We start from the raw sequence: 25,881 nt of genomic DNA on the forward strand, positions 1-25,881 counted from the left end.
TTGAGGCTGAGATGTGACTCATAGAGTTATATCCCAGCCTCATCTTTTTTAGTTTCATTAACGGTGATTTGTTCCACGATCAATGGCATAAAGCTGTTGGTAATGCTGATTTGTCGCTAATAACTCCTCTGGAGAACCACTCATCTCTAGTTGTCCATCTTCAATAAATATCACTCGATCCATTTTGTGAACCCCTTGTAAATGATGAGTGATCCAAATAATGGTTTTGTCTTCTAATGCCTCAAAGAATGTATCTAATAAATGTTGTTCTGTGATTGGATCCAGTCCTGTCGTTGGTTCATCCAACAATACCACTGGTGTATCCTGAAGTAAAATACGAGCTAGCGCTAATCGATGACGTTCACCACCGGAAAAACGTAAACCAGCTTCATCTACCATCGTTAATAGTCCCTCTGGAAGACCTTCGATCATTTCTTTCAAACCAACTTTATCCAATACTTGCCAAACCTCTTCTTCAGAGGCTTCTTCTCGGCCGATTCGGACATTATTTAAAATCGTTGTTCTAAAAAGATACGGTGCTTGATGAATCACACCGATTGATTTCGTAATTTGATCCCCAAATTCATAAGTCGGTAGTCCACCCAATGTAATCGATCCTTTATCAGGTTGTAAATCTCCACGAATCAATGTTGCTAGAGTACTTTTCCCTGAACCACTACGACCTAAAATCGCTAATTTTTCTTTTGTATGAATCGTTAACTCTATGTTTTCTAACACTTGTTTAGTTGTTCCAGCATACGAAAAAGAAACATCGCTAATTTTAATTTCCGCATCTGTGATTGAGATTTCTTTTGTTACAACTTGGTTTTCTTCTAATTCCGGCAAATCATTTAAACGTTTGATTGAATCCTTGTAAATATTCGTTTCTTGCGCTGCGTCGGGTAGCGGTGCAAAAGCGTCAATCAACGGAAAAACGGTCAGTGTAAAAGCCGCAATCCAATTTGCAGCACCACCGTGATTTCCAGGAAAACGAACGCTCGCCCATGCTAAAATCGCAATAGTGATTACACCAAAAGCCACTTGTAATACAAAATCTCGAAAACGATTGAAGCGTTTGATTTGTTCATCTAACTGTCGTAATTTTGCTTCTTCTTTTTCATAAGAATGAACAAATTCCTGTCCACGCTGACTGAATACCCAATCTGAAACACCTAAGATATTATCCGTTAACGTTTTATACAATTCATTTTTTGACACTTTTTGTTTTTCTTGTCTGGCACCATTCACTAAAACTGAAATCAATGGCAATAGAAAAATCACTACACCTAACATTAGCAACATACACAACCCAAACCACCAAGAAAATAATCCTAGGCCAATAATGATAAAGATATATAACAACCAAGCAATCACAGTTGGGAACACCGTACGTAAATACAAATTCTGCAAATGATTGATATCTTCTGATAATAACCCTAAAATATCACCCGTTTGGTATTTTGATTTAAAGAAAATTGCATCTTTTTCTAATACTAGATAAAGCTTCAAACGTAAATCAGACGTCATTTTCAACACCCAATTATGACTAACTAAACGTTCAATATAACGAAAAACTGGTCGACTAATCCCAAACGCACGTGTTAGTACAATAGGAATATAAATCATCAAAATATTCTCTGGAAGTGACGCCGCTCGACTAATTAAATAACCAGAGTTAAACATCAACGCTCCTGCACTGAAGAAAGTCAAAAAACCTAAAACCAATGCTAAGTATAATAATCCTTTGTATTTTTTTAAAAACGGTTTGATCCATTTATCTTTTTGGTATAATTCTTTATTTGTTGGGGTATTTTCCATTATTCTGTCCCCCTCATTTGATTGACTAATTTCACATAATAACCATTTTTATCGGTCAATTCTGATAAAGTTCCGGCCTCAACCAGTCGCCCTTTATCCATCACTAAAATATAGTCCATTTCGGCCATCCAATGTAATCTGTGTGTAGCAAAAAATACAAGATGATCTTCCATTAATGGCAACATTCTTTCTTTTAATTCCACTTCCGTTTCAATATCCAAATGAGCAGTCGGTTCATCAAATAATAAAATTCGACGTGTTTTGTCTAAAAAGGCTCTAGCAAGCGCTACACGCTGCGCTTGACCACCACTTAACATTCTGCCGCTTTCACCGATCACCGTGCTTAAACCATCCGTAAGCTCTTCTACAAGCGTTTCTAATCCTACTAATTGAACTGCAGCTGAAACTTGTTCATCTGTCGCTTCAGGTGCGTAAAAACGAACATTGTTTGCCAATGTATCTTGGAAAATATAAGGAGACTGCGGAATATACACGACTTGCTTCTGCCATTCTTTTTGTAAAAAATGAGGAATGGATTGCCCATCAACTTCAATTTCAGTCATTTGTGTATCAGGTTCTAAAAATCCACTCAATACATTGATCAGCGTCGATTTCCCTGAACCGCTAGCACCAATGATCCCAATTTTTTGATACCCTCTTGCTGCAAAGTCCAGTCCTTTTAGAGCAGGCTGAATTGCTTCTTCATATTGGAATGTCAATTGTTTAACAGATACTTCACTTAATGCAGTCCAATCCCCTAAAGTAAGGCGATCCGTTTCAGTCATTTCTGGTAAATCCAATACAGCTTGAATTGCCTGGAATGAATTTTTCCCGTCTAATGTCGCGTGATAATCACTGGCAAAATCTCGAACAGGTAAGAAGAATTCTGGTGCTAAAATCAAGGTCGTTAATGCTGGGAATAGTAAAATCCCCCCTTCTAACAAGCTCAATCCTAAAAACACTGCCACAACAGCCACAGATAACGTTGTGAAAAAATCCAAAGCAAACGTTGATAAAATCGCAATTTTTAGTGTACTCATCGTTGCTTCTCTAAACCGCTCACTCGTATTGTAAATGCTACCTGCGTATTTTTTACTCAAGCCAAACAACTTCAACGTATCCAATCCTCGTAACGAATCAATAAAGTGATTAGACAAAATTTGAAAAGCTTTGTATTGTTTATCCGCTTTACTTTGCGCTGCATAGCCTAAAATGATCATAAAAATAATGATCATAGGAAACACAACCAGTAAAACAACCCCTGAACGAACATCCAACATAAAAACAAAAATCAAAATGATCCACGGAATAATCATCATATTCATGATTTTCATCAAGATCAAATGAAGATAATTTTCCGCTTGACTAATTCCTTCAAGCGCCATTGTAATCATATTTCCCGTACCATTTTTTTGAACCACCGTTGGTCCTAAGCGGAAAACCTTTTGTAACAAAGCTTCCCTTAATTCACGTGACCGCTCATAACTAAAGGTGTCTAACATTTTCTCACGAAGATACGTCACGACATGTCTACCAGTGTAAAACAAAAAGAACACCAAAATATTCAACAGCTGGTCGTGTAGCTGACCACCTTCCCATAACCCAACAACGGCTTTAGATAAATAAAATGCTTGTCCTATAATAAATACTGCTTGCAGGAAAGAAAAACCTGCAAGCAAGATCATGATATTTTTGATTTTCGGCATTTTTAAGATGGCTTTATCAATCATCCTTCATACCCCACAGCAGCAATCGCTGGATGTTTGATACGTTTTCTAAAGACATAATAAGACCAACCTGTATACGCTAATACAAATGGTAGAATCGTTAATGATAACCACGTCATTGTCTTCAATGTGTAAGGGGAACTTGAAGCATCTTGGATCAAGATGTCATAATACCCTTCACTACCGATCATCACTCGTGGGAATAAACCACTAAATAATAACGCCACTAGAAGAATCAGTGTTAAACCACTAGCAAGAAACGCCAACATTTCTTTTTTCTTAAAGACACTAACGTTAGCAACAACTGTCAATGCTACAATTGCTACAACAAGTAACATTGTCACTAAAAAGTGATTATCAAAGAAATCTGTTTTAAAGTACAACAAAGCTGCAAACACAACTAAGCCAACATATAAAACCCAATAGAAGAATGACGCATAATTGCGAGCACGTTCTCTAACTGGTCCTTCTGTTTTAAGCGTAATATAGTTTAAACCATGCAAGTAGCAAAGTAAGGACAATGCAACACCACCAACAACAGAAAACACATTGATATAATCTGTAAATGACGCCATCATATTTCCGTTCACATCAAGAGGCATCCCTTGAACTAGATCAATGAATAAAACCCCAAAGAAAAATGGTACGATAAAACTACCAATCGATAATGTCCAGTTCCACATTCTACGACGTTTACCATCTGGCATACGGTGACGGAATTCAAACGACACTCCACGAATGATCAGACCAACTAAAATAATAAACAAAATCAAGTAAAAACCACTAAACAATGAAGCATACCAGTATGGGAAAGAAGCAAACATCGCCCCACCTGCTGTTAATAACCATACTTCATTACCATCCCAAACCGGTCCAATTGTTTGGATGATTTGTTCTTTCTCTTCTTCATCATGAGCCAAAGTTTGAACCGACATCCCCACGCCAAAGTCAAACCCTTCTAGAAAGAAGAAGCCTGAGAATAAAATACCAATTAGGACAAACCAAAGTAATTGCAACGTACTCATTCGCCAAAGACCTCCTTATCAAATGGATCTACATCAGTAGAGTTCGCCTCTGCTAATTTCTTTTCTTCATAATCTGGGCCTTTTTTTAGTTCCACAGTGATTAAGTAAACCATCACTGAGCCTAGACCTGCAAAAAGAATAAAGTAAATAATATTCGATGTTAACAATGAAGCCACTGATACGTTTGGTGACACACTATCTTCAATCGTAAATAGACCATAAACAGTCCAAGGATAACGACCAAGTTCAGTGATCAACCAACCTGTTGTATTTGCCAAGAATGGAGCAAATGTACACAATGCTAATATCCAAACCATCCAACGTTTTTCATAAAGTGAAGGTTTTTTCTTGCGACTAAAGAATAATCCTAAAGCTGAAACTAAAAGCATCAATGCACCAAAGCCAGCCATGACTCTAAAGCTCCAGAATAATGTGTTGACTGGTGGATAATAATTTTTATCATCACCATACTGTTCTTTCAAACGTTCATTCACAGTGTCCATTCCATCAACGGAACCAGATAAACTATTATAAGAAAGAATACTTAGCATATAAGGAATTTGGATTCCAAATACTTGTTTATGCTGCGCTTCGTCTGCCCATGCGATCAATGTCCAAGCTCCGGATCTCCAGAATCTTCATAATCGCCTTCCATTGCCGCAAATTTCATTGGTTGATCATTGATCAAAGCTTTCATTTGTAAGTCCCCTGTAAATAAAACAGATAGTGAACCAAATAAAGCAATCCATAACCCAATGCGCATAGACGTTTTGTGGAAATTAAGATCACGTTTTTTCAAAATTTGGAACGCTGCAAGACCTGCAACGATCATGCCGCCCATTACAATTGCACCAGACAGAACGTGGGTAAACTCATACCACACTTTTGGATTGCCAATTACGGCTCCAAAGTCGATCAACTCAGCACGACCATTATTTAATGTGTAGCCCACTGGATGTTGCATAAAGCTGTTTGCAGCTAAAATCCAGAAAGCAGACATCATTGAACCAAATACCACCAACCAAATAAATGTTAAATGTAGTTTAGGACTTACTTTATCCCAAGTAAAGATCCATAAACCTAAAAATGTTGATTCTAAAAAGAATGCAAGTAACGCCTCGATTGCCAGTGGAGCACCAAAAATATCTCCAACAAAGCGTGAATAATCTGACCAGTTCATTCCAAACTGGAATTCTTGAATAATTCCTGTTACAACTCCGACTGCAAAACTTAATAGAAAAATGTTGCCCCAAAACTTCGCCATTTTGCGATAACGTTCATCTTTTTTCACGACATACATCGTTTCCATGACTGCAACTACTAGTGCTAATCCTATTGAAAACGGTACGAAGAAGTAATGAAAGACTGTTGTCATTGCAAATTGGAATCTTGCTAATGTTACAATATCAAACATCAATAATCCCCCTTTTTTACTGTCTCCACAAAAAGAATAAGCTAATTTCATTCAACATAATTATTCATTTGCGCAGTTGGTTGGTGCTGCCAAAATGAATCAAAACCCAGAATAAAATAAACCTAAATACAATATGTGCGCGGAAACTCTTTTTATTAATTTTAGAATGATTCCAATCTAAAGTATACTCTTTTATTTACAAAATACAAATGTTTCTGTCCTATTTTCATCAAAATATTCCTTTGTTCTTGGGGAAAAATAAGAAAAGTAGGCTCAGATGATAGAATATAAAAAAAACAGTCTGAATAAAGTTTTTCTTCCTTAATTTAGAAACAACTTTTACTTTAGTCGATATTTCATAAATATATTCCTTAATAGTAAGATTTTGCCTACAATAATTTTTTCATATGATCAATTACTTGTAATTGATTCAACATACCGTAAATGGTTGTCTAACTTTTAAAAACTCTACACTCTGAAACTGCTTACTCTATTTATATCACTGAAGTGACGGTAAAGTAAAGCTAATATGTACAAATATATAACTTTTTGTTATAATTTTTAAAAAAAGGAGGTACTATTATGTTGTTGTATATTCGTCTTTCACGTGCGCTAAGTAAATCAGGAGTCTTTCTTTTATTGGGGCTAGTTTTCCTTTTTATGGGGTTCACAAAAGATACCTATGTTGATTGGAATACTGGTTACGCAGGTTACGTTTTGATAGGCGGTGGTCTATCACTTCTCATTGGCCTTTTTATTTTTATACGGAATTTATCTGGCTCTGCTTCAACCTTAGAAAATCAACAAGAAGATTTTCTATTTAACCATATTGCACCGGAAGAGAAAAGAAAATATCTGGCTCTGGGCGCGTTATTTTCACTTCATCCCTATCGGACTGTTGAATGCTTGAATAAGTTTTTTCTGCAAAAACCCGAAGATACTCTAAAGGGAAAAGAGAATATAAACGAGTCTTGGGGAATTGTTGATATGACTTCTGCAAAAAAACAACTTGATTGGTTGCTTCATTCTGGTCATAGAAATGACAAGACTATCATCACTCAAAAAAATGCCCTCATAGCTCAGCTACGTAATCCAGCTGAGTTAACAGAAGAAATCTCTGAATTGATCAAAAATGTCAATCAAATTACATATTCTATTCACAGCAAACAGATTGATTACATCAACCCCAACATCATCTACAACTTTACGAATCTTAGTGGTTGGGATTATATCCGTGGCGCAAGCATGGCAAAAGATTGTTATAATTTAGGCTATCTTGATGAAAACGAAACGTGGCGCTACATCCTTGCATTTAACGAATTGGTCGTACAAGACTTTTCTTCTTGGGAACAACTTGCAGTATCTTTTTTAGTTGGCCGATATATTTGGTCTGGTGATCCTTATCAAGAATGGTATATCGAGCATTTTTCATGGCTCTTTTCTTTTTATCCCGAGGATGACGTAAATGAATTCCAGCAAAATATTTGGAAAAAATACCCGCTTAGTGAACTGTAACGTAAAAAATCCAACCAAAAGAATAGCTAATGGTTGGATTTTTTGTGATCAATCGTTTTTCATCGCTGCTTTCAGCGCTTGTGCTAATGCACTTTCTTCTGGTTCTTCTTTTTGTGAGTATTTTTTCATTAACTTACGTTCTTCATGTTTTGTAAGTTTTTTACTACGTTCTTTTTTATCTTGCATTTTTTCAGTGATTGAGCAGTACTTACATTTGAAGTATGAACCGTTTTTACCATCGATGATTTCCATTTTTCGATGGCATTGTGAACAACGATGATTAGATACTTTTGGATCTTTTCTACGGCGATAGCTACAATCTTGGTTGGAGCAAACATAGATTTTTCCATCTTTGGTATTTTTCTCACGTAAATTTGAGCCGCATTCTGGGCATTTTTTTTGCGTGATCGAAAAGTCTTGGTATTTGCTTTCGCTTTGTTTGATTTCGTTGACTAATTTTTTCGTGTCTTGTTCGATTTCTTTTAGAAAAACAGTGCTACTTTGTTTGCCTTTGGCGATAGCTTCAAGTGTTTTTTCCCATTTTTCAGTTAGTTCTGGCGTTACCAATGACGGATTGACTAATTCTAGTAATTGCTTCCCTTTCGGAGAAACATTTAACCCATTCGTATTCCGTTCCATCAATTCTGATTTGATTAGTTTTTCAATGATTTCTGCTCGTGTGGCAGGCGTTCCTAAGCTGTGTTTTTCCATCAAACCGAGTAAGGTTCCTTCAGTTAAAGGTTTAGGTGGCGTAGTGAGTTCTTTGTTTATAGTGAAATTCGGCGGTATGATCATGCCTAATTTCCAATCCACAGACGGAACGACTTCTTCTTTTTCTTGTTTCCAGCCAGCAACTTCAACTTTACTTTGACGGAAGATAAATTGTTCTTTGCCAAAATTCACGATTACTTTTGTTTGTTTCGTGCGATGAGATTCTGCAAACATCCCTAGGAAACGAGTCACAATCATGTTATAGATTTTTTGTTCATCCCCACTTAGCTTCTCATAGCGTGGGCGTTGTTCTGTTGGGATCAAGGCATGATGATCTGTGACCTTCTCATTTTGGAATACTTTTGTTAGTTTCACTTGACCGCCGTCTTTGATATAGGTTTTAACTTCTGGCGAAAAATCACTGACTGCTTGCAAGCGTTCTTTCATAGTAGCTTTCATATCCGTTGTTAAATACTTACTATCCGTTCTTGGATACGTCACAATTTTATGAAATTCATAGAGACTTTGAACAAGCGATAGCGTTTTCTTCGCTGAAAATTGGTAGCGTTGGTTTGCTTCTCTTTGAATTTCGGTTAGATCATAAGGTAACGGTGCTTGTTCTGTCTTTGTTTTTTCTTGAATATCAGTTACTTTTCCTTTGCCTTCGCTTAATTTTTTTACAAAGGATTCGACATCATTGCGTTCTTTTAAGGCATATGGATTACTTTGAACTAATTTAGCTTTTTCTTTTTGAACGTGTAGTTCCACTGAAAAATACGTTTGCGGTCTAAAGCTTTCTATTTTCTTTTCTTGTTGACGGACCAAAGATAGGGTTGGTGTTTGTACACGTCCTGCTGATAAGCTATCTTGATACTTCACAGTCAAAGCTCTAGTAACATTCAATCCCACTAACCAGTCCGCTTTTGCACGAGCTAAGGCTGAATAATATAAGTTGTCATATTCTTTAGCTGGTCTTAATTTTTTGAAGCCATCTTTGATTGCTTTGTCTGTTTGAGAAGAGATCCATAAACGCTTAACTGGCTTATTAAAATGAACATATTCTAAAATCCAACGAGCAACAAGTTCTCCTTCACGTCCAGCATCCGTTGCGATAACTGCTTCTGTGACATCTTTTCTGTTCGCTAATTGTTTGATGGCTTTTAATTGATGACCCGTTTTGGGTAATGGTTTGATCCCTAGATTTTTGGGTACCATTGGTAAAGTCTCCATTTGCCAAGACTGCCATTCTTTGTTGATATCTTCCGGCATTTTTAATCCTAGCAGATGTCCTAATGCCCAAGTCACAATGACATTTGGGCCTTCGTAGTAGCTTTTATTTTTTTGATTGGCGCCAAGTACTTTACTTAAATCTTTGGCAACACTCGGTTTTTCAGCAATGATCAGTTGTTTATTCGCCATTTTGTTCACTCACTTTCTGTATTCCTTATGTAAATTTAATTTATCTGTAAAATGTCAATAGGTTGATTTTACCACACTCTCCCTATTCTTTTCGCCTCTTATTTACGCTTTTTCATTGAAATGCCTATAAAAGAGCATATACTTACTAATTTTAAGCTGAAATTATGATTATCAAGGAGAAGCTATGATTACAATTGAATTTTTTCACGACGTTATCTGCAGTTTTTGTTTTCCCATGTCCTATAGAATGAGACAAGTTCAAAAAGAAATACCTGAAGTCAAAATTATACTCCGCTCTTTTGCTTTAGCTAGAGATTCAAAAAGTCACGAGGAAATGTTTGGCTCAAGAGAAAATGCAAAAAATGATATTTTATCCCACTGGGTTCATACGAATCAAAATGATGATCTCCATCGCTTTAATATCGAAGGAATGAACAAGGCTGATTTTCTTTTCCCAACCTCTATGAACAGTTTGCTTGCTTCAAAGGCAGCTAGTGTCGTAGGAATGCAGACCGGTTATTGGTCTGTTTTTGATGCTTTGCAGACAGGCTTATTCGTCAATAGCCAAAATATTGATGATCTAAACGTGATTGAGTCCATCGTAAAAGCTAGCTCGATTGATTTTAAAAAGTGGCAACAGGCCTTCACTGATCCAACTACTCTAACTTTAGTTGAAGACGATTTTCGTTTAGCTAATACTTATCAACTTACAGGCGACCCTGCATTGATCGTTAACGGAAAATATCTGATTAGCGGTGCACAACCAATGGACCAAATCAGCCAAGCTATCGAGACGATCAAAGATAAAGAAACACCTATTATTGAAGTAATCGAAAATAATGAGTCCGAGCATGGATCTTGCAACATGGAAAATGGCAAGTGGGTTTGTACAGATTAATCATGTCTTCAAACTAATTTTTGTTCAGCTCATACTGTGAATCAGATTTTTGATTACTCGTTTGTTTGCTCTAATAGAATATAAAAAGTTAGAAAAGTAAGAAACAATTCTGTTCTCTCACTCTTCTAACCCTTTTATTGGTTCATTTAAGCAAAACTCGATTTACAACATTTCGGCTTAGCACAGTCATTATGCCTTTCATGAAAATCATCGCCACTTTCAAATGTTACAGCCTGCAAGTCTTTCAGCAAAGCTATTCCTTTGTATTGTTGCAAATCTTCGTCACATTCCTCGCACCAGCGTTCATCACCAGCATTCCAAAAGGCTGCCAAATAATTCACTTTTGTATTTATGTATTCATATGTTGAAGAAAGTTCTTGCCATTTTTTTATGTAGTAACGTTCGGCATCTTCTAAACAATTAAACGTTTTATTTTCTTCAATATCTTCTTGCCAGTCTTCAAAAAACCACCAAGGTTCATTATCGCCGTACATGGTAACCACTTGATACATTGATCGATCACTCCAATTCTTTCTACAAGAGCTATTCTAGTCACTTCCCAAAAACTTTTCAACTTAAGTGCTTGTGAAATTCTTTTTGTTTAAACGTTTGCGATTTTTTATTCCACCACAAGTTATTCTGTACGAAAGAATAAACTTAATTTCTACTTTATTTGATTGCGAATAGAAATAGCATTTGCTAAAATATGGAAAGAATAGAAAGGAACGTTTCTTATTATGAAAAAACCTGTATTTTGGAACTCGATTGCGATTTATTTACTCTTATATAATAATATTTTACTTATTATTTCATTGATCATAGCGCTAAAAACGGTGGTCGAAGGAAATGGAACATTTGGATCGGATGTTTGGTATCAGATATTTGTCTATCTTATTTACATTATTGAGATTGCCGGATTGATGACGGGTGGTAAAAAAGGGTACATCATTTCCATTCTTTTCATTCCATTTATCTTTTTAATGTACATTTATCCTCCTATGATGGTCAGTATGTTTCCTAAAATGCTTATGCTAGCATTTCGTGTGATCGAGTTTGCTTCAATGATTTATCTTGTTCTTTCGCCTGAATCAAGAGCTTATATTACTAAAAAAAATGAGTAGGGCAACTCTTTGAGTCATATCCCGCTCACATTGAATCCTTATAAACGGTGGGTTCAGGAGCAATCCCTCCTTATTTTTCGGGATTAAACACTCCTGTCCCAACCGCTTTGATTAAATATATTGCAATATTTTTTCTTCTTGATAGGCTTGGTCAATCAAGCCACCACCAAGACATTCCATGCCATCATAAAAGACGACTGCTTGTCCTGGAGTGATGGCACGAACAGGTTCAGAAAAAATCACTTTCGCTGTCGCTCCGTCACCAGTTAACACAACTTTGACTGGTATATCCTCTTGACGATAGCGGAATTTCGCCGTACATTCAAATTCTCTTGGCATTTCTGTATCGACTGTGAAATGGATTTCACTTGCGTCTAAATGCGTTGCATATAATTGTTCATGATGAAACCCTTGTCCAACATATAATGTATTCGTTGCTAAGTCTTTTCCCACTACAAACCAAGGTTCTTGTGAACCTTTGCCACCGCCAATGCCTAAACCTTGACGTTGCCCAATGGTATAATACATCAAACCATCATGTTGTCCTTTGATTTCACCATCTAAAGTCACCATATTTCCTTTGTTAGCAGGTAAATAGGTACTTAAAAATTGCTTGAAGTTCTTTTCTCCAATAAAACAAATCCCGGTTGAATCTTTTTTCTTCGCTGTTGCTAAATCAGCACGTTCAGCGATTGCTCGAACTTCTGATTTTTCCATACCGCCTAAAGGAAACATGGTTTTAGCCAATTGAGCTTGAGATAATTGACTTAAGAAATAAGTTTGGTCTTTATTGTTATCTATACCACGCAACATACGTACGGTGCCATCTTCTTTTCGTTCTACTTGAGCATAATGTCCAGTTGCAACATAATCTGCGCCTAATTGCATGGCATATTCCAAAAAGGCTTTGAATTTGATTTCTTTATTACACATCACATCAGGATTTGGCGTTCGTCCCAAGCGATATTCTTTAAGGAAATACTCAAATACGCGATCCCAATATTCTTTTTCAAAATTTACAGAGTAATAAGGAATACCTATTTGATCGGCAACTTTTGCTACATCTTTGTAGTCTTCGGTAGCTGTACACACACCATTTTCATCCGTGTCATCCCAATTTTTCATAAAGATACCCACAACATCATAGCCTTGCTCTTTTAAAAGCAGTGCTGTAACAGAAGAATCTACGCCTCCGCTCATGCCCACAACGACACGAGTTTTGCTGTTATCTGTCATTTGATCACCATCATTTCAATTTAGATTCTGAATGCATCTACGATTTGAAGGTCGTAACTTTTCAGTGATACTTATTATACTAGGATTTTGGAAGATGTAAAGGTATTAAGAGAATACAACGTCCTTCTTTGCAAAATCTTTCTTCATTTTGATAGTAAAAAAATAAGACTCGATCTTTTTGACCTTGTCTTATTTTCAGAATTTGAACATTACGCTTTCTCAAACACACCGCGGCTAATCATACCATCCATCAAGAAATAAAACTTCTCTTGACTCATTGCATGAGATTCACTCTTAAAGATATTCATTGCTTTCAATCCATTTGCAGTTGTTACTGACATTTTTAATGTTTTCAGATCTTCAGCAATCGTGATTTTTAATTTAAATCCTTCTTTACTTTGGGGTGTCCCATCTAATGGACGAATCAATTGAAAATTTCCTGAATTTGTTTCAGTGAAGCCATTATCTTTCAGTGTGTATTTTTTTGCTTGTTCATTTACCTTATAAAATACCGTACAACCTTCGACTGTTGCCTTTTCTTTAAATGCCATTTTTCCACCTCTTTATTTTTTGTCTCTTCTATTATAATTGGTGCGCTTTCTTTTTACTAGTTCTAATCTTATTTTTATTGCATTACTGTTTAATTTTTTTGATTGTTTCGATCAATAGCGCTACGAAACGTTGAATTTGTACTTCATCATTGCCTAACCCAAAACTGATCCGAACAGATTCCTTGATTGCAGGATGGTTCTCGCCATACATTGCTTCTAAAACATGAGAAGGCTCTACTGTGCCAGCCGTACACGCCGATCCCGTTGAGATTGCCACACCTTGAAGATCTAAATGCATCAATAGCAGCTCGCTTGAGACGCCTGAAAACCGTAAGTTTAGAATATGACCTAATTTTTTTTCAGGATTGCCATTGACCTGATACTCAATCTGAGCTTGATCTAGTTGAGCTAAAATCATTCGCTCAAAATCAGCATATTTTTCATGTCGTTGTTTTTTTTCACTATCTGATAAAAGCTCAACCGCTTTGCCCATACCTGCAATGCCAGCTAAGTTTTCCGTTCCTGCCCGACGTTTTTCTTCCTGCTCGCCACCATGTAAAAATGAGGGCAACGAAATGTTGTCATTTTTAAATAAGAAGCCCACCCCCTTTGGTCCATTGATTTTATGAGCAGATATACTTAATAAATCGATCCCTAATTCGTGAGGTGAAATCTGTTCAGAACAATACGCTTGTACGGCATCTGTATGAAAAATCGCTGGATGTGATTCTAGTAAAGCGCCGATTTCTTTGATTGGGAGCAAATTACCGATTTCATTATTACCGTACATCACAGATACCAATGTTGTATCTTTTCTTAAGGCATTCTCGAAATCTGTGATAGACAATTCTCCACGTTCATCAACAGGTAAATAGGTGACTTCAAAACCTAATTCTTCCAAATATTTCATGGTTTCTAAAACAGCTGGATGTTCGATCGCCGTTGTGATCAAATGCATCCCTTGATTTTTTCTAGAAAGCGCCGTTTCGATGATTGCTGTGTTATCCCCTTCAGTCCCACCACTATTAAAAATAATTTCATGAGGGCTCACTTTAAGACTAGCTGCAATCACTTGGCGGATATCTTCTAAGGTACGATGTGCTTTTCTACCAAATGTATGGATACTAGATGGATTACCAAATGTGTTAGCCAATTCACTGGCCATTATCTCAATAACTGCTGGATGCGCTGGTGTTGTTGCTGCGTGATCTAAATAAATGGGTTCCACTGAACTCATCCTTTCTGAATCCTTTTTAATGGGATTAGTTTAACATAACTAGAAATGTTCCTCAAAGATTGATTCTTAAGCTTCTCACTTGGCGAACCGTTTTTCCTTGCGATACGTGTAAATATTGCCATACGTAAACACTGCTATCGCTAACCAAATAAAACCAAAGGCAATAAATTGCTCTGCTGAATAGGGTTCATGGTATAAAAAGAGTGCAGATAGCAACATGATTGTTGGGCCTATATATTGAATGAATCCTAGAATAATGTAGGAAATTTGTTTTGCTGCTTGTGCAAATAGCAATAATGGAATAGCCGTCACGATGCCAGCTCCCATCAATAATAAATTAGTAGACAGTTCATAGTGCATAAATCCTTGTCTTGAAAAGAAGACTAAATAAATGACCGCTATTGGCATAATAACCACTGTCTCAATGGTCAAGCCCGTATATGAACTTACGGTTATCCCTTTTTTGATTAACCCGTAAAAACTGAAGGTCACCGCCATAATTAATGGCGCATATGGAATTTCTCCTGTTTGAATCGTTAATAACAGAACACCGAACAGTGCTAACCCACATGCAATCATTCCCGAACGACTCAATTTTTCCTTCAAGATCAATGTTGCTAGCAACACATTCACTAACGGATTTATATAATAACCTAAGCTAGCTTGTGTAACATGTCCCTGGCTAACCGTATAAATAAAGGTAAACCAATTTACTGAAATCAGCATAGCGGCGCAAATAATAGCGAATAATTTTTTCTTGTCTTGTAATACAACGTTAACTTCTGCTAAAAATAATGACCATCTTCTAGTGATCAACATATAAAGAATCATAAAGACAAATGACCAAACTATTCGATAGCATAAGATATCCAACGGATCGACTGTAGGTAGCAATTTCCAGTAAATTGGGATGATCCCCCAAAATATATACGCAATAAATCCAAATAAGATCCCTTTTTTCTGTTCCTTCACATGTACAACTCCATTCTATTAAATGATAAAAAGAAGCCCAGTATAAAACAATAACTGAACTTCTTTCTTGATTTAACTCAATCGGTCTTATCTCTCTTCTAAACGAAATAGTGGACTCATCGGCGTATTTTCGTGGATTCGTTTAACTGCCTCACCCATAAGCTCCGCACAAGAAACGATACTTAAAGCATCAGGTTTGCGGTCCTCAGAAATGAAAACAGAGTCCGTTACACAAATTTGCTCGATCGGCGATGCATCTAACCTCTCTTTAGCCCCTTTAGATAGTAAACCATGAGACGCACAAGCATAAATAGATTTGGCGCCATTTTCTTTTAAAATCTTAGCAGCTGTTGCCATAGTACTACCGGAATTTAAAATATCATCGACTAAAATACATGTCTTACCTTTGACTTCTCCGATAACGTAACCTGAACGTACACCATCTACTTCATCTTGATCAATAATTGCAAGTGTCGCATCTAAATATTCCGATAAACTTCTAGCACGCTGCACCCCACTATTTTTAGGTGAAACAACCACGATATCGTCACCTGTCAACTGTTGCTCACGATAATTGTGCGCGAATAACGGCATTGTGAATAGATTGTCTACTGGAATATCGAAGAATCCTTGGACTTGAACAGTGTGTAAATCCAAGGTCAAGACACGCGTTGCTCCGGCTTCTTCTAATAAATTGGCGACTAATTTTGCGGTAATCGGTTCTCTTGGCTTAGCCGTACGATCTTGTCTAGCATACCCATAATAAGGCAGCACTACATTGATTGTTTTAGCACTTGCTCGTTTTAATGCATCAATCATGATCAACAATTCCATTAAATTATCATTAACTGGAAGGTTGGTTGACTGAACAAGAAAAACATGGTCCCCACGAATACTCTCTTCAATATTGATTTGAATCTCTCCGTCACTAAATTGGCGCACCGTACTTTTTCCCAGTTCAGTCCCGACAACTTCAGCAATTTTCTCCGCTAAAGGGCGATTGGCATTCAAACTAAAGATTCGTAATGTTTTATCCTTGTATTTTTGGGTCATGATTTCCTCCGTGATCTAGGTATTTTTCTTTTCCTATAGTTAAAAACTTCAGTTTCTATTTTAACATTGATTGCTAAAAAAATCATGAAACTTTTGCTTTCTTGTGAAAAATAATTGAAAATCTATCGACTTTTAAATGAAGAATAGTTGTGCTTACAAAACTGTTCGTAAAATCTTATAGGATCATCTTGTATTTCAACAAAATATAAGTAAAATAAATTAATAATCGGAGGTGCCTGAACTCATGCATTACAAAAAACATCATAAAAAAAGAAATTCTTTTATCCCTGCATTCATCATTTTAGTTTTGATTCTTTTGGTCATGGTAGAATGTTATCTTTTGTTCTATCAAAACCAGCCTGATTCTTCATCGCAAACCAACTCAAGCGAAACAAGTATGATGACTGAATCTTCTCCTTCAAATACCCAAGATATAGAGCAAACAAAAAACTTTAATCAAGAAGTTCAACCCAGTTCAGATTTTGCTGAAGAACTAAACCAAAAACTAGAAGATATTCAGTTTACAGGTACAGCTTTAATTATTCACAACGGACAAATCATTTTGCAAAAAGGCTTTGGCTATGCCAATGTTTCTGAAAGTCGACCGAACACTTATAACGCTACCTTTCAAATCGGTTCGATTCAAAAAGCTTTTACCGCTTCACTTATTTTAAAGCAAGTTCAAGCGAGAAAACTTTCGTTGGATGATACTTTAGATCAATTTTATCCTACAATTCCAGATAGCCAGAAAATAACCATTCGCCAATTACTCTCAATGACTTCCGGATTAGAGCAAAAGGTCAAGCCTACTATTTTGATGACGGATGATGATTTCATTCAGTTTTCTATTGCCAATGCCACTATGGGCGTTTATGGAAAATATAAATATGAAGGAGTTAATTACTCCATTTTAGTTGGTATTCTAGAACAAGTGACTGGTCAGTCTTATCGAACTTTATTTACGCAAACCTTTATTCAAGGACTAAATTTGTCTCATACATGCTTTTATGATGACTTTATACACTCTTCGAATCGAACCTATGCGTATAAACCAGCGTCTGGTAAAGATTTTGGCACCCAAATCAATGACAATCCATTAACGTTTGATCAAGAAGTTGGAACAGGAAATGTTGGCATGACCGTCGGCGATCTTTATTTATTTTACTCTGACTTATTTGAAGGAAAAATTATTGACCAACAAATCATGGAAGAAGTTTGGACTCCTGAAACTGAAACAAAATATATGGGCGGATTATACAATTTCGCAACCCATATCAAAGGACATGGTAACGAAGCAGGTTTCGAATCAAATGCAATGTTCTCAAAAGACCGAAAAAATGCAGTCATTTTATTATCAAATCAATACCCAAAAAATGATTCCCATTCGAAATTAGCTGATTCAATTTTCGACTTATTAGAATCCGATCAAAGCGAATAATTTTACTATAAAGAAGTTGAGAGAGACGTAATTAACTCCGAAAAACAAGTAGATGCTGTATAATATCAATACGTCCCTCGTTGTGTTTTTGAGCTAATTTCCGAAGGCGCTGCTTTTACTTATATCGTTTATTTGAATTCTTTTAGGCTGAGATATGACTCGTAGAGTTGTATCCGGCCTCTTTTTTCGTTTATTTTTAGGCGAACCTAAAAAATGGATTGATTTTATTTTAAGTTTATCTTATACTTATTTTAAGGTAAACCTAAAAAGGAGGTTTTTTTATGTCTATAAATAACAATAATGTTACAATCAAACAGTTAACAGTTAGTTATCAAGGTCAAAAAGCGCTAACTGATATTTCTTTAAACATTCCTGCTGGAAAAATAACGGGGATCATCGGTCCAAATGGAGCCGGAAAGTCAACATTTCTAAAGGGATTGCTAGGTCTACTTAAAACAGACTCCAGAACTGTAGCAATTGGAGAGCAACCTCTGGATACACAGAAAAAGAGAATCGCTTATGTAGAACAACGGAGTGCATTAGACCTTTCTTTTCCAATCAATGTTATGAAAGTCGTTCTCTTAGGAACATATCCGAAACTGGGTTTGATGAAACGACCTAAAAAGAAAGAAAAAGAACAAGCTTTGGCAGCCCTCAAAACCGTTCAGTTGGAGGCATTTGCCAAACGTCAAATCGGTGAATTATCCGGTGGTCAATTACAACGAGTATTCATTGCGCGCGTTCTCGCTCAAAAAGCAGATGTCATCGTCTTGGATGAACCCTTTGTAGGCATCGATATGACCAGCGAAAAAGTGATCATGGATATTCTAAAACAATTAAAAGATGCCGGAAAAACGATTTTGATCGTTCATCATGATCTTCACAAAGTTGCTCATTACTTTGATAATGTGATCATTTTAAAGAAAAAATTGATTGCTAGTGGTCCTGTTGCAACAACGTTTACAAACAAAAATATTCAATCAGCCTATGGTGACACAATGGGCGATATTATGATCAAAGGGGTGGCTGACGCATGATTGCAAATTTTATTGATGGTTTGGTTCGTTACCAATTTTTACAGAATGCTTTGATCACCTCGATCATCGTTGGATTGGTTTCAGGAATAATTGGTTCATTTATTGTTTTACGAGGAATGTCTTTGATGGGAGATGCAATTTCTCATGCCGTACTCCCAGGAGTAGCAGCTTCTTATATGTTTGGGGTCAATTATATTTTTGGGGCATCGATTTTCGGTATTCTAGCTGCTTTATTGATCGGATTTATCACTCAAAAAAGTCAGTTAAAAAACGATACAGCTATTGGGGTTGTCTTCAGTTCATTTTTTGCTTTAGGAATTATTATGATTTCTTTTGCTAAAAGTTCGACTGACCTTTATCATATTCTCTTTGGGAATGTTCTAGCTGTTCGTGATTCTGATATATTGATTACTGTGATCGTGGGGATCATCGTATTGATTTTTGTCGGAATCTTCTATAAAGAATTACAAATTACTTCTTTTGACCCTACAATGGCACAAGCCTATGGATTAAATGTTCAATTTTTCCACTATGCTTTAATGTTTTTATTAACGCTCGTTGCTGTTTCATCTTTACAAACAGTCGGAACGATTTTAGTGATTGCTATGCTGATTACTCCTGCCGCTACCGCTTACTTGTTGACGAATCACTTGCCTACTATGATTGCCTTAGCTTCTCTTTTCGGAATTCTAAGTTCGATTATCGGCCTATTCTTTAGCTATTCGTACAATTTAGCATCGGGAGCTACGATCGTTTTAACTGCCGCAGCATTTTTTATTATTGCCTTTCTATTTTCACCAAAAAAAGGACTATTTTTTGTCAATAAACAGAAAACGGAGGAACCAACTTTATGAGAAAAAAAATACTTTTTATCACTGCTCTAGCCGGTTTATTTTTACTAGTCGCTTGTCAAACTAACTCTGCCAATACTTCAGAAAAAGAAAAGATCAACGTTGTTGCCACGAACTCGATTCTTGCCGATATGGTCGAAAATGTTGGAGAAGATTTAGTTAATCTCCATAGTATTGTGCCGGTTGGAACAGATCCACATGAATATGAACCCCTACCTGAAGATGTGGCTAAAGCTTCGGAAGCTGATGTTTTATTCTTCAATGGGTTAAACTTAGAAACTGGTGGTAACGGTTGGTTCAATAAACTAATGGAAACCGCTAAGAAAAAAGAAGATGAAGACTTTTTCTCTGTAAGTAAGAAAGTCGAACCCATGTATTTAACGAGTGCTGGAAAAGAAGACGAACAAGATCCACATGCATGGCTAGATATTCAAAACGGGATTGCTTATGTAGAATCGATCAGAGACACATTGAGTAAAAAAGATCCAAAAAACAAAGAAACTTATGAAAAAAATGCTAAAGAATACATCGAAAAGCTTAACGCTCTAGACAAAGAAGCCAAAGAAAAATTCGCAGATATTCCCGAAAATCAAAAATTACTCGTTACCAGTGAAGGGGCTTTTAAATACTTCTCTAAAGCATATGGACTGACTGCTGCTTATATTTGGGAAATCAATACAGAAAGCCAAGGAACACCCGATCAAATGAAACAAATCATTGATCAAATCCACAAAACAAAAGTACCTGCTTTATTTGTTGAAACAAGTGTCGACAAACGTAGTATGGAACGAGTATCAAAAGAAACAGATTTGCCAATTTATAGTACGATTTTTACTGATTCTATTGCTAAAAAAGGGGAAGATGGCGATAGCTATTATGCAATGATGAAATGGAATTTAGATAAAATCCATGATGGGTTAATGAAATAAAAAAATTGCTTCTAACGGTCTAAATTGTTAGAAGCAATTTTTTTATTGTATCATTTCCTCAATATTGATCACACGGTCTGTAATATCAGTATAAAACTCCTCCTCATGTGAAACGATGACAATCGTTCCCTGAAATTGCTGAATCGCTTGACGTACGCTTTCTTTTGCAGCTACATCAATATGGTTCGTTGGTTCATCTAAAAAAATAAGATTACTAGACTCCATTGTCAACTCACATAGCTTCACTTTCGTTTGTTCCCCTCCGCTTAGTAGACGCAATTGTTGATTCACTAATTTGTCTGGTAAGCCACATTTCGCTAAATACGTTCGAATTTCTTTCACTGTTTTTTTTGGAAAGCAATTACTTAAAAAAGCAAGGGGTGTTAAATAATCATTTTCCCAAAGTAAATCTTGTGAAAAATAAGCAATTTTTGTGTTTGCTGGATAGTGATATTCTCCATCGATTGGTTTGATCTTTCCTGTCAACGTTTTGATCAATGTCGATTTTCCTATGCCATTAAATCCTTTGATTGCCACTTTTTCACCACTGTGGACAGATAGATTAATTGGCGCTAATAATGGTTCAGTGTAACCAATCGTCAATTCATCTGTAATCAGGGACAAGCTGGCAACGATTGGTTGGTAAGGAAACTGAATCTGTGGTTTCATCAAACTGCCTGGAGGTGCCATTCGTTCTACTCGGTCTAATTGTTTTTGACGACTTTTTGCCATCGTTGCACGATTTCCTGCTTTGTATTTACGAATATAAGCTTCCGCTTTTTCGATTTTCGCTTGTTGGGCATGATACTGTTTTAAGTAGCTTTCTTTGTTTTGTTCTTTTTGTGCAAAAGATTTCTCAACATTTCCTGTATATCTGGTTAATTTACCAAATTCAATATCACAAATACAATTCGTTACGGCATTTAAAAAATGATAATCGTGAGAAACTAAAATAAAGGTTCCAGTAAAATCAGTTAAATAATGGATCAACCACTGAATATGAGTGTCATCTAAATAGTTGGTTGGTTCATCAAGTAGCAACACATCAGGCTCTTCTAATAATAGCTTCGCCAAAATAACTTTAGATCGTTGTCCTCCACTCAATTCTTTCATTGGTCGTTCCAACCCGATTGCTTCAATACCCAGACCATTTGCAAGATCGTTGATGATTGTATCGATTTGATAAAAATCACTTTCATCTAGCTGTGTTTGCAAGTTCCCTGCTCGCTCTAATAATTTATCTGCACCAGTCTCACCAAATTCTGTGTATAAATCATTGATTTTTCCTTCAATTTCGTATAATGACTTGTATGCTTGGTGTAAAAATTCGTTAATCGTACTATTGCCAATCACTTCCACATATTGATCCAAGTACCCAATTCTCGTATTATTTTGCCACGTGATCGTTCCATCATCCGCTAAAATTTCCCCTGTTAAAATCTTGATTAAAGTAGATTTCCCTACACCATTTTGACCTGTTACCCCCATGTGATCCCCTTTATTGATACGAAGTGATGCATCTTCATACAGAATTTTTTCGCCAAAACGTTGGGTTAGGTGTTCGATTGTTAATAAACTCATCTTTCTTCCTCTTTTCGTTTATTGCAAAGATTTTTCTGCTCTCTTTGCTTCTCTTTAATGGTAAATTGTAGTAATTATCTGTTTTATTGATTCAAAATTAAAATTGTTTGATCCAACGTTCTCGTACGTTAGGCTGAAAGGTATTTGCTTATCCAGACAAAAAAACAAGCAATCAAATAGGTCCCCCTATCTCATCCCTTGTCAGTATCAACAAAGGACAACGTACGAAACACGTTGTCCTTTGTTCAGCGTTATAAAAATCAAGTTCATCGCCAAAAACAACACAAAATAAGACTACAGCTTAGTCTCAAAAATTCAGTATTGATTTAGACGATGAAGGGTTCATTTTATTAGGCTCCACAACAATGCTTCATCACATTCATTTGTCGGGAGCTGCTTCTTTTCACAAATTTATCTGAAAGAAAAAACATTCTTAATCACCTTTCTTTACAAAAATAGTTTAACATAATTGTTTTGAAATGCAAGAATAGTGCTATATCTGATCACTAAACCTGTCTTCTTACCTCACAAAATGAAAAAGTATAAGATTGAACGTCAATTACTCTTAAAACCTTATACTTTTATAAAAATTATTCAAAAGAATGTAAATAGGTCAGTGCATAACGCACATGAAATTCTGTTGCTAACGCCAATCCAGCTTCATCAATATCAAATTTTTCATGATGATGGCCATATTGTGTATCCGGATTATCTAAATTTCGAGTTCCTACTCGACCATATACGCCTGGTGCTTTCTGTAAAAAATCAGCAAAATCATCAGCGCCTAAACTCTTTGTATGATCGGTCACGACATTTTCACTGCCAACAATTTCAGCTGCTACTTTTTGAGCTAACTCTGTTGCAGTATCATCATTGATCAACGGTCCTGCCGCATCGTAGATATGGAAAGAGGAAATTTTAGTCCGATGAGCTTCAGCAATTTGATGCGCAATCTCTTCCACACGTTTTAAAACAAAGGCGCGCGTTTCGTGACTAAAAGCTCGAACTGTCCCTTCGATTTTCGCATGGTTAGCCACAATGTTATATCTAGTGCCAGCGTCAAGCACACCAATACCGACCACGATTGGATCTAGGGGACTAACTTCTCTTGCAGCAATTTTTTGTAGTTCAACTACAATACTTGCTGCAGCTAATACAGCATCCCGTCCAACATTCGGTTGTGCCACATGACTGCTTAACCCTTCAACTTCAATCTTAAAAATATCACAAGAGGCATTAGTCGCACCTTTAGTCGCAACCAATTTCCCTACAGGAACACTTGAATCCAAATGGATCCCAAAAACCTGATCGATATTTTCAACAAAACCGCCAGCGACAAACTGACAAGCGCCAGCGCCAATTTCTTCTGCAGGTTGAAACGCTAATTTGATTGTTCCAGCAAAATCGTCTTTATAGTTTTTCAAGACTTTAGCAGCGCCTAATAAAGCTGCAGTATGACCGTCATGACCGCATGCATGATTCAAGCCTGGATATTTAGATTGATACTCTTTTCCTGTTGCGTCTTCTAATTCCAATGCATCAATATCGGCTCTTAAAATGATTGTTTTACCAGGCTTTTCTCCAACGATTGTTCCAAGTACGCCAGTTTTTCCGACTTCTTCAAAAGGAATGTCAAGCTTATTTAATTCTGCTTTGATTCGTTTGATTGTTTCAAATTCCTTTAAACTAGCTTCTGGGTACTGATGAAAATGTCGTCTTAACGCAATCACTTCATCTGCATATTGTTGAATTTCTTCTTTGATTGATTGTTTTTTCAATGTAGTCATATGATCATCCTCCTTTTAGTTTCTGCCAAATGTTTCCCAAGCTGGAATACTTGAACCTTTTGATGTTTCTTCAATAACTTTTTTCGTTTCTTCTTGTTGATAAACATCAACTACTTTATTGTATGTTTTATTGTCTTTGTCCGCTTCACGGGCAACGATGATATTGACATACGGTTTTGATGTTTCATCCACAGGTTCTAAGAAAATTGCATCTTTCGTTGGGACAAAGCCTGCATCAACGGCCATTCCACTATTGATGACAGAAGCGTCGATATCTTGTAGCGCCCTAGCTGTTTGAGAAGCATCTAATTCTGTGATTTTTAAGTTCAATTTATTTTCTGTTACGTCACTTACAGTAGGTGTTTGTTTTTTAGCAGGGTCCACTTTGATTAGTCCCGCACTTTGTAATAACAATAATGCTCGTCCGCCATTTGTTGCGTCATTTGGAATCGCAATTTCAGCGCCATTTTTTAATTCCTTGACGTCTTTGATTTTAGAAGAATAGATACCTAATGGCGCACTGACTGTATGACCAATTGAAACAAGCTCTGTTTTGTGTTCTTTGTTATAGTTATCTAAAAAAATCTGGTGTTGGAATGAATTCAAATCAATTTCTTTTTCTGCTAAAGCAGCATTGGGTTGTGTATAATCAGAAAATTCAACAAGCTGCAGATCGATTCCATCGTTTTTTAACCGTTCTTTAACCGATTCTAAAACTTCGTTATTGGCGCCAACAACACCTATTTTTACAACTTCATTCTTTTCTTCTTTAGCACTTCCAGCAGAACATCCTGCCAATACAAACCCGATAGTTAACGCTAAAACGATAAATTTAATTGTCTTTTTCATGTACATTTCCTCTTTTCGTTTTTTTAATGTGATGTTTTCTTGATCAATGCGTTACTTATAAACTGACTGGCAAAAACTAAAACTAAGATGATCAATGTTGCCACAATTGTCACATCTGTTTGGAAACGATTATAGCCTCTTGTGATCGCCAAATTTCCTAGACCACCAGCACCAATCGCACCAGCCATTGCTGTTAACCCAATCAAGTTGATGATCGTAACAGAAGAAACGCGAATGATGCTTGGTAAGCCTTCAATTAAGTACACCCGAAAAATGATCCCTAACGGACTCGTTCCCATTGATTCTGCGGCTTCTATCACTCCTGGATCAACTTCTAATAAGGCATTTTCGATTTGACGTGCGAAAAATGGAATCACCCCAATCACCAGCGGCACTAAAGCAGCCGTTGTCCCAATCGTTGTTCCTGTTAAAAAACGAGTGATTGGCTGAATCAATGCCAGCATGATGATAAAGGGGATAGATCTAAAAATATTGATGATTTTTTCTAAACTATTGTAAAGAATGCGATTCATTAAAATGCCGTCTGGCCCTGTTGCAACCAGTACAACACCAAGTAATGTCCCCAGAATTCCAGCAATAATAGCTGTCCAAAAGACCATATATAAGGTTTCAATTGTGCTGTTGATAAACTCTTCTTTTAGTGATAAGACATTTGGAAAATACCGTTGTAAAAAATATTGCATTTCAGTCA

The 25,881-nt window shown here is 36.4% G+C and carries 21 protein-coding genes and 1 pseudogene; 7 read left to right on the top strand and 15 right to left on the bottom strand.

From position 1 onward, the window contains the following. Window positions 1–57: 57 nt before the first annotated feature. From cydC to AC1PU0_RS12120, 4 genes and pseudogenes are all read right to left on the bottom strand, one after another. Entirely contained in the window at window positions 58–1,818 is a 1,761-nt protein-coding gene (gene cydC, locus AC1PU0_RS12105; RefSeq protein ID WP_181429439.1) for a thiol reductant ABC exporter subunit CydC, read from the bottom strand. Continuing rightward, window positions 1,818–3,548: a thiol reductant ABC exporter subunit CydD gene (cydD, locus tag AC1PU0_RS12110; RefSeq protein WP_479998419.1), complete on the bottom strand. Its 1,731-nt coding sequence runs from the start codon at window positions 3,546–3,548 to the stop codon at window positions 1,818–1,820. The genes cydC and cydD overlap by 1 nt, the downstream gene beginning before the upstream one ends. After that, window positions 3,545–4,570 (bottom strand): cytochrome d ubiquinol oxidase subunit II, encoded by a 1,026-nt coding sequence (cydB, locus tag AC1PU0_RS12115; RefSeq protein ID WP_206837333.1) that lies wholly within the window; start codon window positions 4,568–4,570, stop codon window positions 3,545–3,547. The genes cydD and cydB overlap by 4 nt, the downstream gene beginning before the upstream one ends. Then, window positions 4,567–5,984: pseudogene (locus tag AC1PU0_RS12120) on the bottom strand (cytochrome ubiquinol oxidase subunit I). The gene cydB and the pseudogene AC1PU0_RS12120 overlap by 4 nt, the downstream one beginning before the upstream one ends. Before the next feature lie 582 nt (window positions 5,985–6,566). On the opposite strand from AC1PU0_RS12120, the gene AC1PU0_RS12125 reads away from it, so the two are divergent. Then, the gene (locus AC1PU0_RS12125) at window positions 6,567–7,499 is read left to right on the top strand and encodes a DUF1266 domain-containing protein (protein WP_206849412.1); all 933 of its coding nucleotides are present in this window, start codon (window positions 6,567–6,569) and stop codon (window positions 7,497–7,499) included. 48 nt (window positions 7,500–7,547) lie between these two features. Here the strand turns inward: AC1PU0_RS12125 and AC1PU0_RS12130 are convergent, their stop codons facing one another. Beyond that, window positions 7,548–9,629 carry a DNA topoisomerase III gene (locus tag AC1PU0_RS12130; RefSeq protein ID WP_206849414.1) on the bottom strand — a complete coding sequence of 694 codons (2,082 nt, stop codon included), beginning with the start codon at window positions 9,627–9,629 and terminating at the stop codon, window positions 7,548–7,550. 184 nt (window positions 9,630–9,813) lie between these two features. Here AC1PU0_RS12130 and AC1PU0_RS12135 point away from each other — a divergent pair, with 184 nt between their 5' ends. Beyond that, window positions 9,814–10,527 (top strand): DsbA family oxidoreductase, encoded by a 714-nt coding sequence (locus AC1PU0_RS12135; protein WP_206849416.1) that lies wholly within the window; start codon window positions 9,814–9,816, stop codon window positions 10,525–10,527. Between the two features lie 146 nt (window positions 10,528–10,673). Here the strand turns inward: AC1PU0_RS12135 and AC1PU0_RS12140 are convergent, their stop codons facing one another. Continuing rightward, window positions 10,674–11,039, bottom strand: a complete 366-nt coding sequence (locus tag AC1PU0_RS12140; RefSeq protein ID WP_069655137.1) for a DUF1033 family protein — start codon at window positions 11,037–11,039, stop codon at window positions 10,674–10,676. A 225-nt stretch (window positions 11,040–11,264) separates the two neighbouring features. Between AC1PU0_RS12140 and AC1PU0_RS12145 the strand changes: the two genes are divergently transcribed. Then, the gene (locus AC1PU0_RS12145; protein WP_206849417.1) at window positions 11,265–11,648 is read left to right on the top strand and encodes a hypothetical protein; all 384 of its coding nucleotides are present in this window, start codon (window positions 11,265–11,267) and stop codon (window positions 11,646–11,648) included. A gap of 111 nt (window positions 11,649–11,759) precedes the next feature. On the opposite strand, the gene mnmA is transcribed toward AC1PU0_RS12145, so the two are convergent. From mnmA to AC1PU0_RS12170, 5 genes are all read right to left on the bottom strand, one after another. Further along, the gene (gene mnmA, locus AC1PU0_RS12150) at window positions 11,760–12,884 is read right to left on the bottom strand and encodes a tRNA 2-thiouridine(34) synthase MnmA (protein WP_069655135.1); all 1,125 of its coding nucleotides are present in this window, start codon (window positions 12,882–12,884) and stop codon (window positions 11,760–11,762) included. 209 nt (window positions 12,885–13,093) lie between these two features. Then, entirely contained in the window at window positions 13,094–13,435 is a 342-nt protein-coding gene (locus tag AC1PU0_RS12155) for a DUF1831 domain-containing protein (protein WP_069655134.1), read from the bottom strand. Between the two features lie 82 nt (window positions 13,436–13,517). Further along, window positions 13,518–14,663 carry an aminotransferase class V-fold PLP-dependent enzyme gene (locus AC1PU0_RS12160; protein ID WP_206849418.1) on the bottom strand — a complete coding sequence of 382 codons (1,146 nt, stop codon included), beginning with the start codon at window positions 14,661–14,663 and terminating at the stop codon, window positions 13,518–13,520. An 84-nt stretch (window positions 14,664–14,747) separates the two neighbouring features. Beyond that, complete coding sequence (rarD, locus tag AC1PU0_RS12165) at window positions 14,748–15,644, bottom strand: EamA family transporter RarD (protein ID WP_206849419.1); 897 nt, start codon at window positions 15,642–15,644, stop codon at window positions 14,748–14,750. An 87-nt stretch (window positions 15,645–15,731) separates the two neighbouring features. Then, window positions 15,732–16,697 carry a ribose-phosphate diphosphokinase gene (locus AC1PU0_RS12170; protein WP_206849420.1) on the bottom strand — a complete coding sequence of 322 codons (966 nt, stop codon included), beginning with the start codon at window positions 16,695–16,697 and terminating at the stop codon, window positions 15,732–15,734. A 244-nt stretch (window positions 16,698–16,941) separates the two neighbouring features. Here AC1PU0_RS12170 and AC1PU0_RS12175 point away from each other — a divergent pair, with 244 nt between their 5' ends. The 4 genes from AC1PU0_RS12175 to efaA all read left to right on the top strand — a co-directional run bounded on the left by AC1PU0_RS12175 (window position 16,942) and on the right by efaA (window position 20,952). Next, complete coding sequence (locus AC1PU0_RS12175) at window positions 16,942–18,135, top strand: serine hydrolase domain-containing protein (protein WP_206849421.1); 1,194 nt, start codon at window positions 16,942–16,944, stop codon at window positions 18,133–18,135. Between the two features lie 281 nt (window positions 18,136–18,416). Further along, window positions 18,417–19,172: a metal ABC transporter ATP-binding protein gene (locus AC1PU0_RS12180; RefSeq protein WP_206849422.1), complete on the top strand. Its 756-nt coding sequence runs from the start codon at window positions 18,417–18,419 to the stop codon at window positions 19,170–19,172. Beyond that, on the top strand, window positions 19,169–20,026 hold the full coding sequence (locus tag AC1PU0_RS12185) for a metal ABC transporter permease (protein ID WP_069655128.1): 858 nt from the start codon (window positions 19,169–19,171) through the stop codon (window positions 20,024–20,026). The genes AC1PU0_RS12180 and AC1PU0_RS12185 overlap by 4 nt, the downstream gene beginning before the upstream one ends. After that, window positions 20,023–20,952 carry an Mn/Fe ABC transporter substrate-binding lipoprotein EfaA gene (efaA, locus tag AC1PU0_RS12190; RefSeq protein ID WP_206849423.1) on the top strand — a complete coding sequence of 310 codons (930 nt, stop codon included), beginning with the start codon at window positions 20,023–20,025 and terminating at the stop codon, window positions 20,950–20,952. Before AC1PU0_RS12185 ends, efaA begins: the two co-directional genes overlap by 4 nt. Before the next feature lie 42 nt (window positions 20,953–20,994). Here the strand turns inward: efaA and AC1PU0_RS12195 are convergent, their stop codons facing one another. The 4 genes from AC1PU0_RS12195 to AC1PU0_RS12210 all read right to left on the bottom strand — a co-directional run bounded on the left by AC1PU0_RS12195 (window position 20,995) and on the right by AC1PU0_RS12210 (window position 25,873). Further along, the gene (locus AC1PU0_RS12195; RefSeq protein ID WP_206849424.1) at window positions 20,995–22,533 is read right to left on the bottom strand and encodes an ABC-F family ATP-binding cassette domain-containing protein; all 1,539 of its coding nucleotides are present in this window, start codon (window positions 22,531–22,533) and stop codon (window positions 20,995–20,997) included. A 590-nt stretch (window positions 22,534–23,123) separates the two neighbouring features. Further along, window positions 23,124–24,320 carry an amidohydrolase gene (locus AC1PU0_RS12200; protein WP_479998421.1) on the bottom strand — a complete coding sequence of 399 codons (1,197 nt, stop codon included), beginning with the start codon at window positions 24,318–24,320 and terminating at the stop codon, window positions 23,124–23,126. A gap of 15 nt (window positions 24,321–24,335) precedes the next feature. Further along, the gene (locus tag AC1PU0_RS12205; RefSeq protein WP_479998422.1) at window positions 24,336–25,169 is read right to left on the bottom strand and encodes a MetQ/NlpA family ABC transporter substrate-binding protein; all 834 of its coding nucleotides are present in this window, start codon (window positions 25,167–25,169) and stop codon (window positions 24,336–24,338) included. A 23-nt stretch (window positions 25,170–25,192) separates the two neighbouring features. After that, window positions 25,193–25,873 (bottom strand): methionine ABC transporter permease, encoded by a 681-nt coding sequence (locus tag AC1PU0_RS12210; RefSeq protein WP_479998424.1) that lies wholly within the window; start codon window positions 25,871–25,873, stop codon window positions 25,193–25,195. Between the last annotated feature and the right edge of the window lie 8 nt (window positions 25,874–25,881).

The organism is Enterococcus sp. XAF26B05_ASV22, assembly GCF_056727285.1.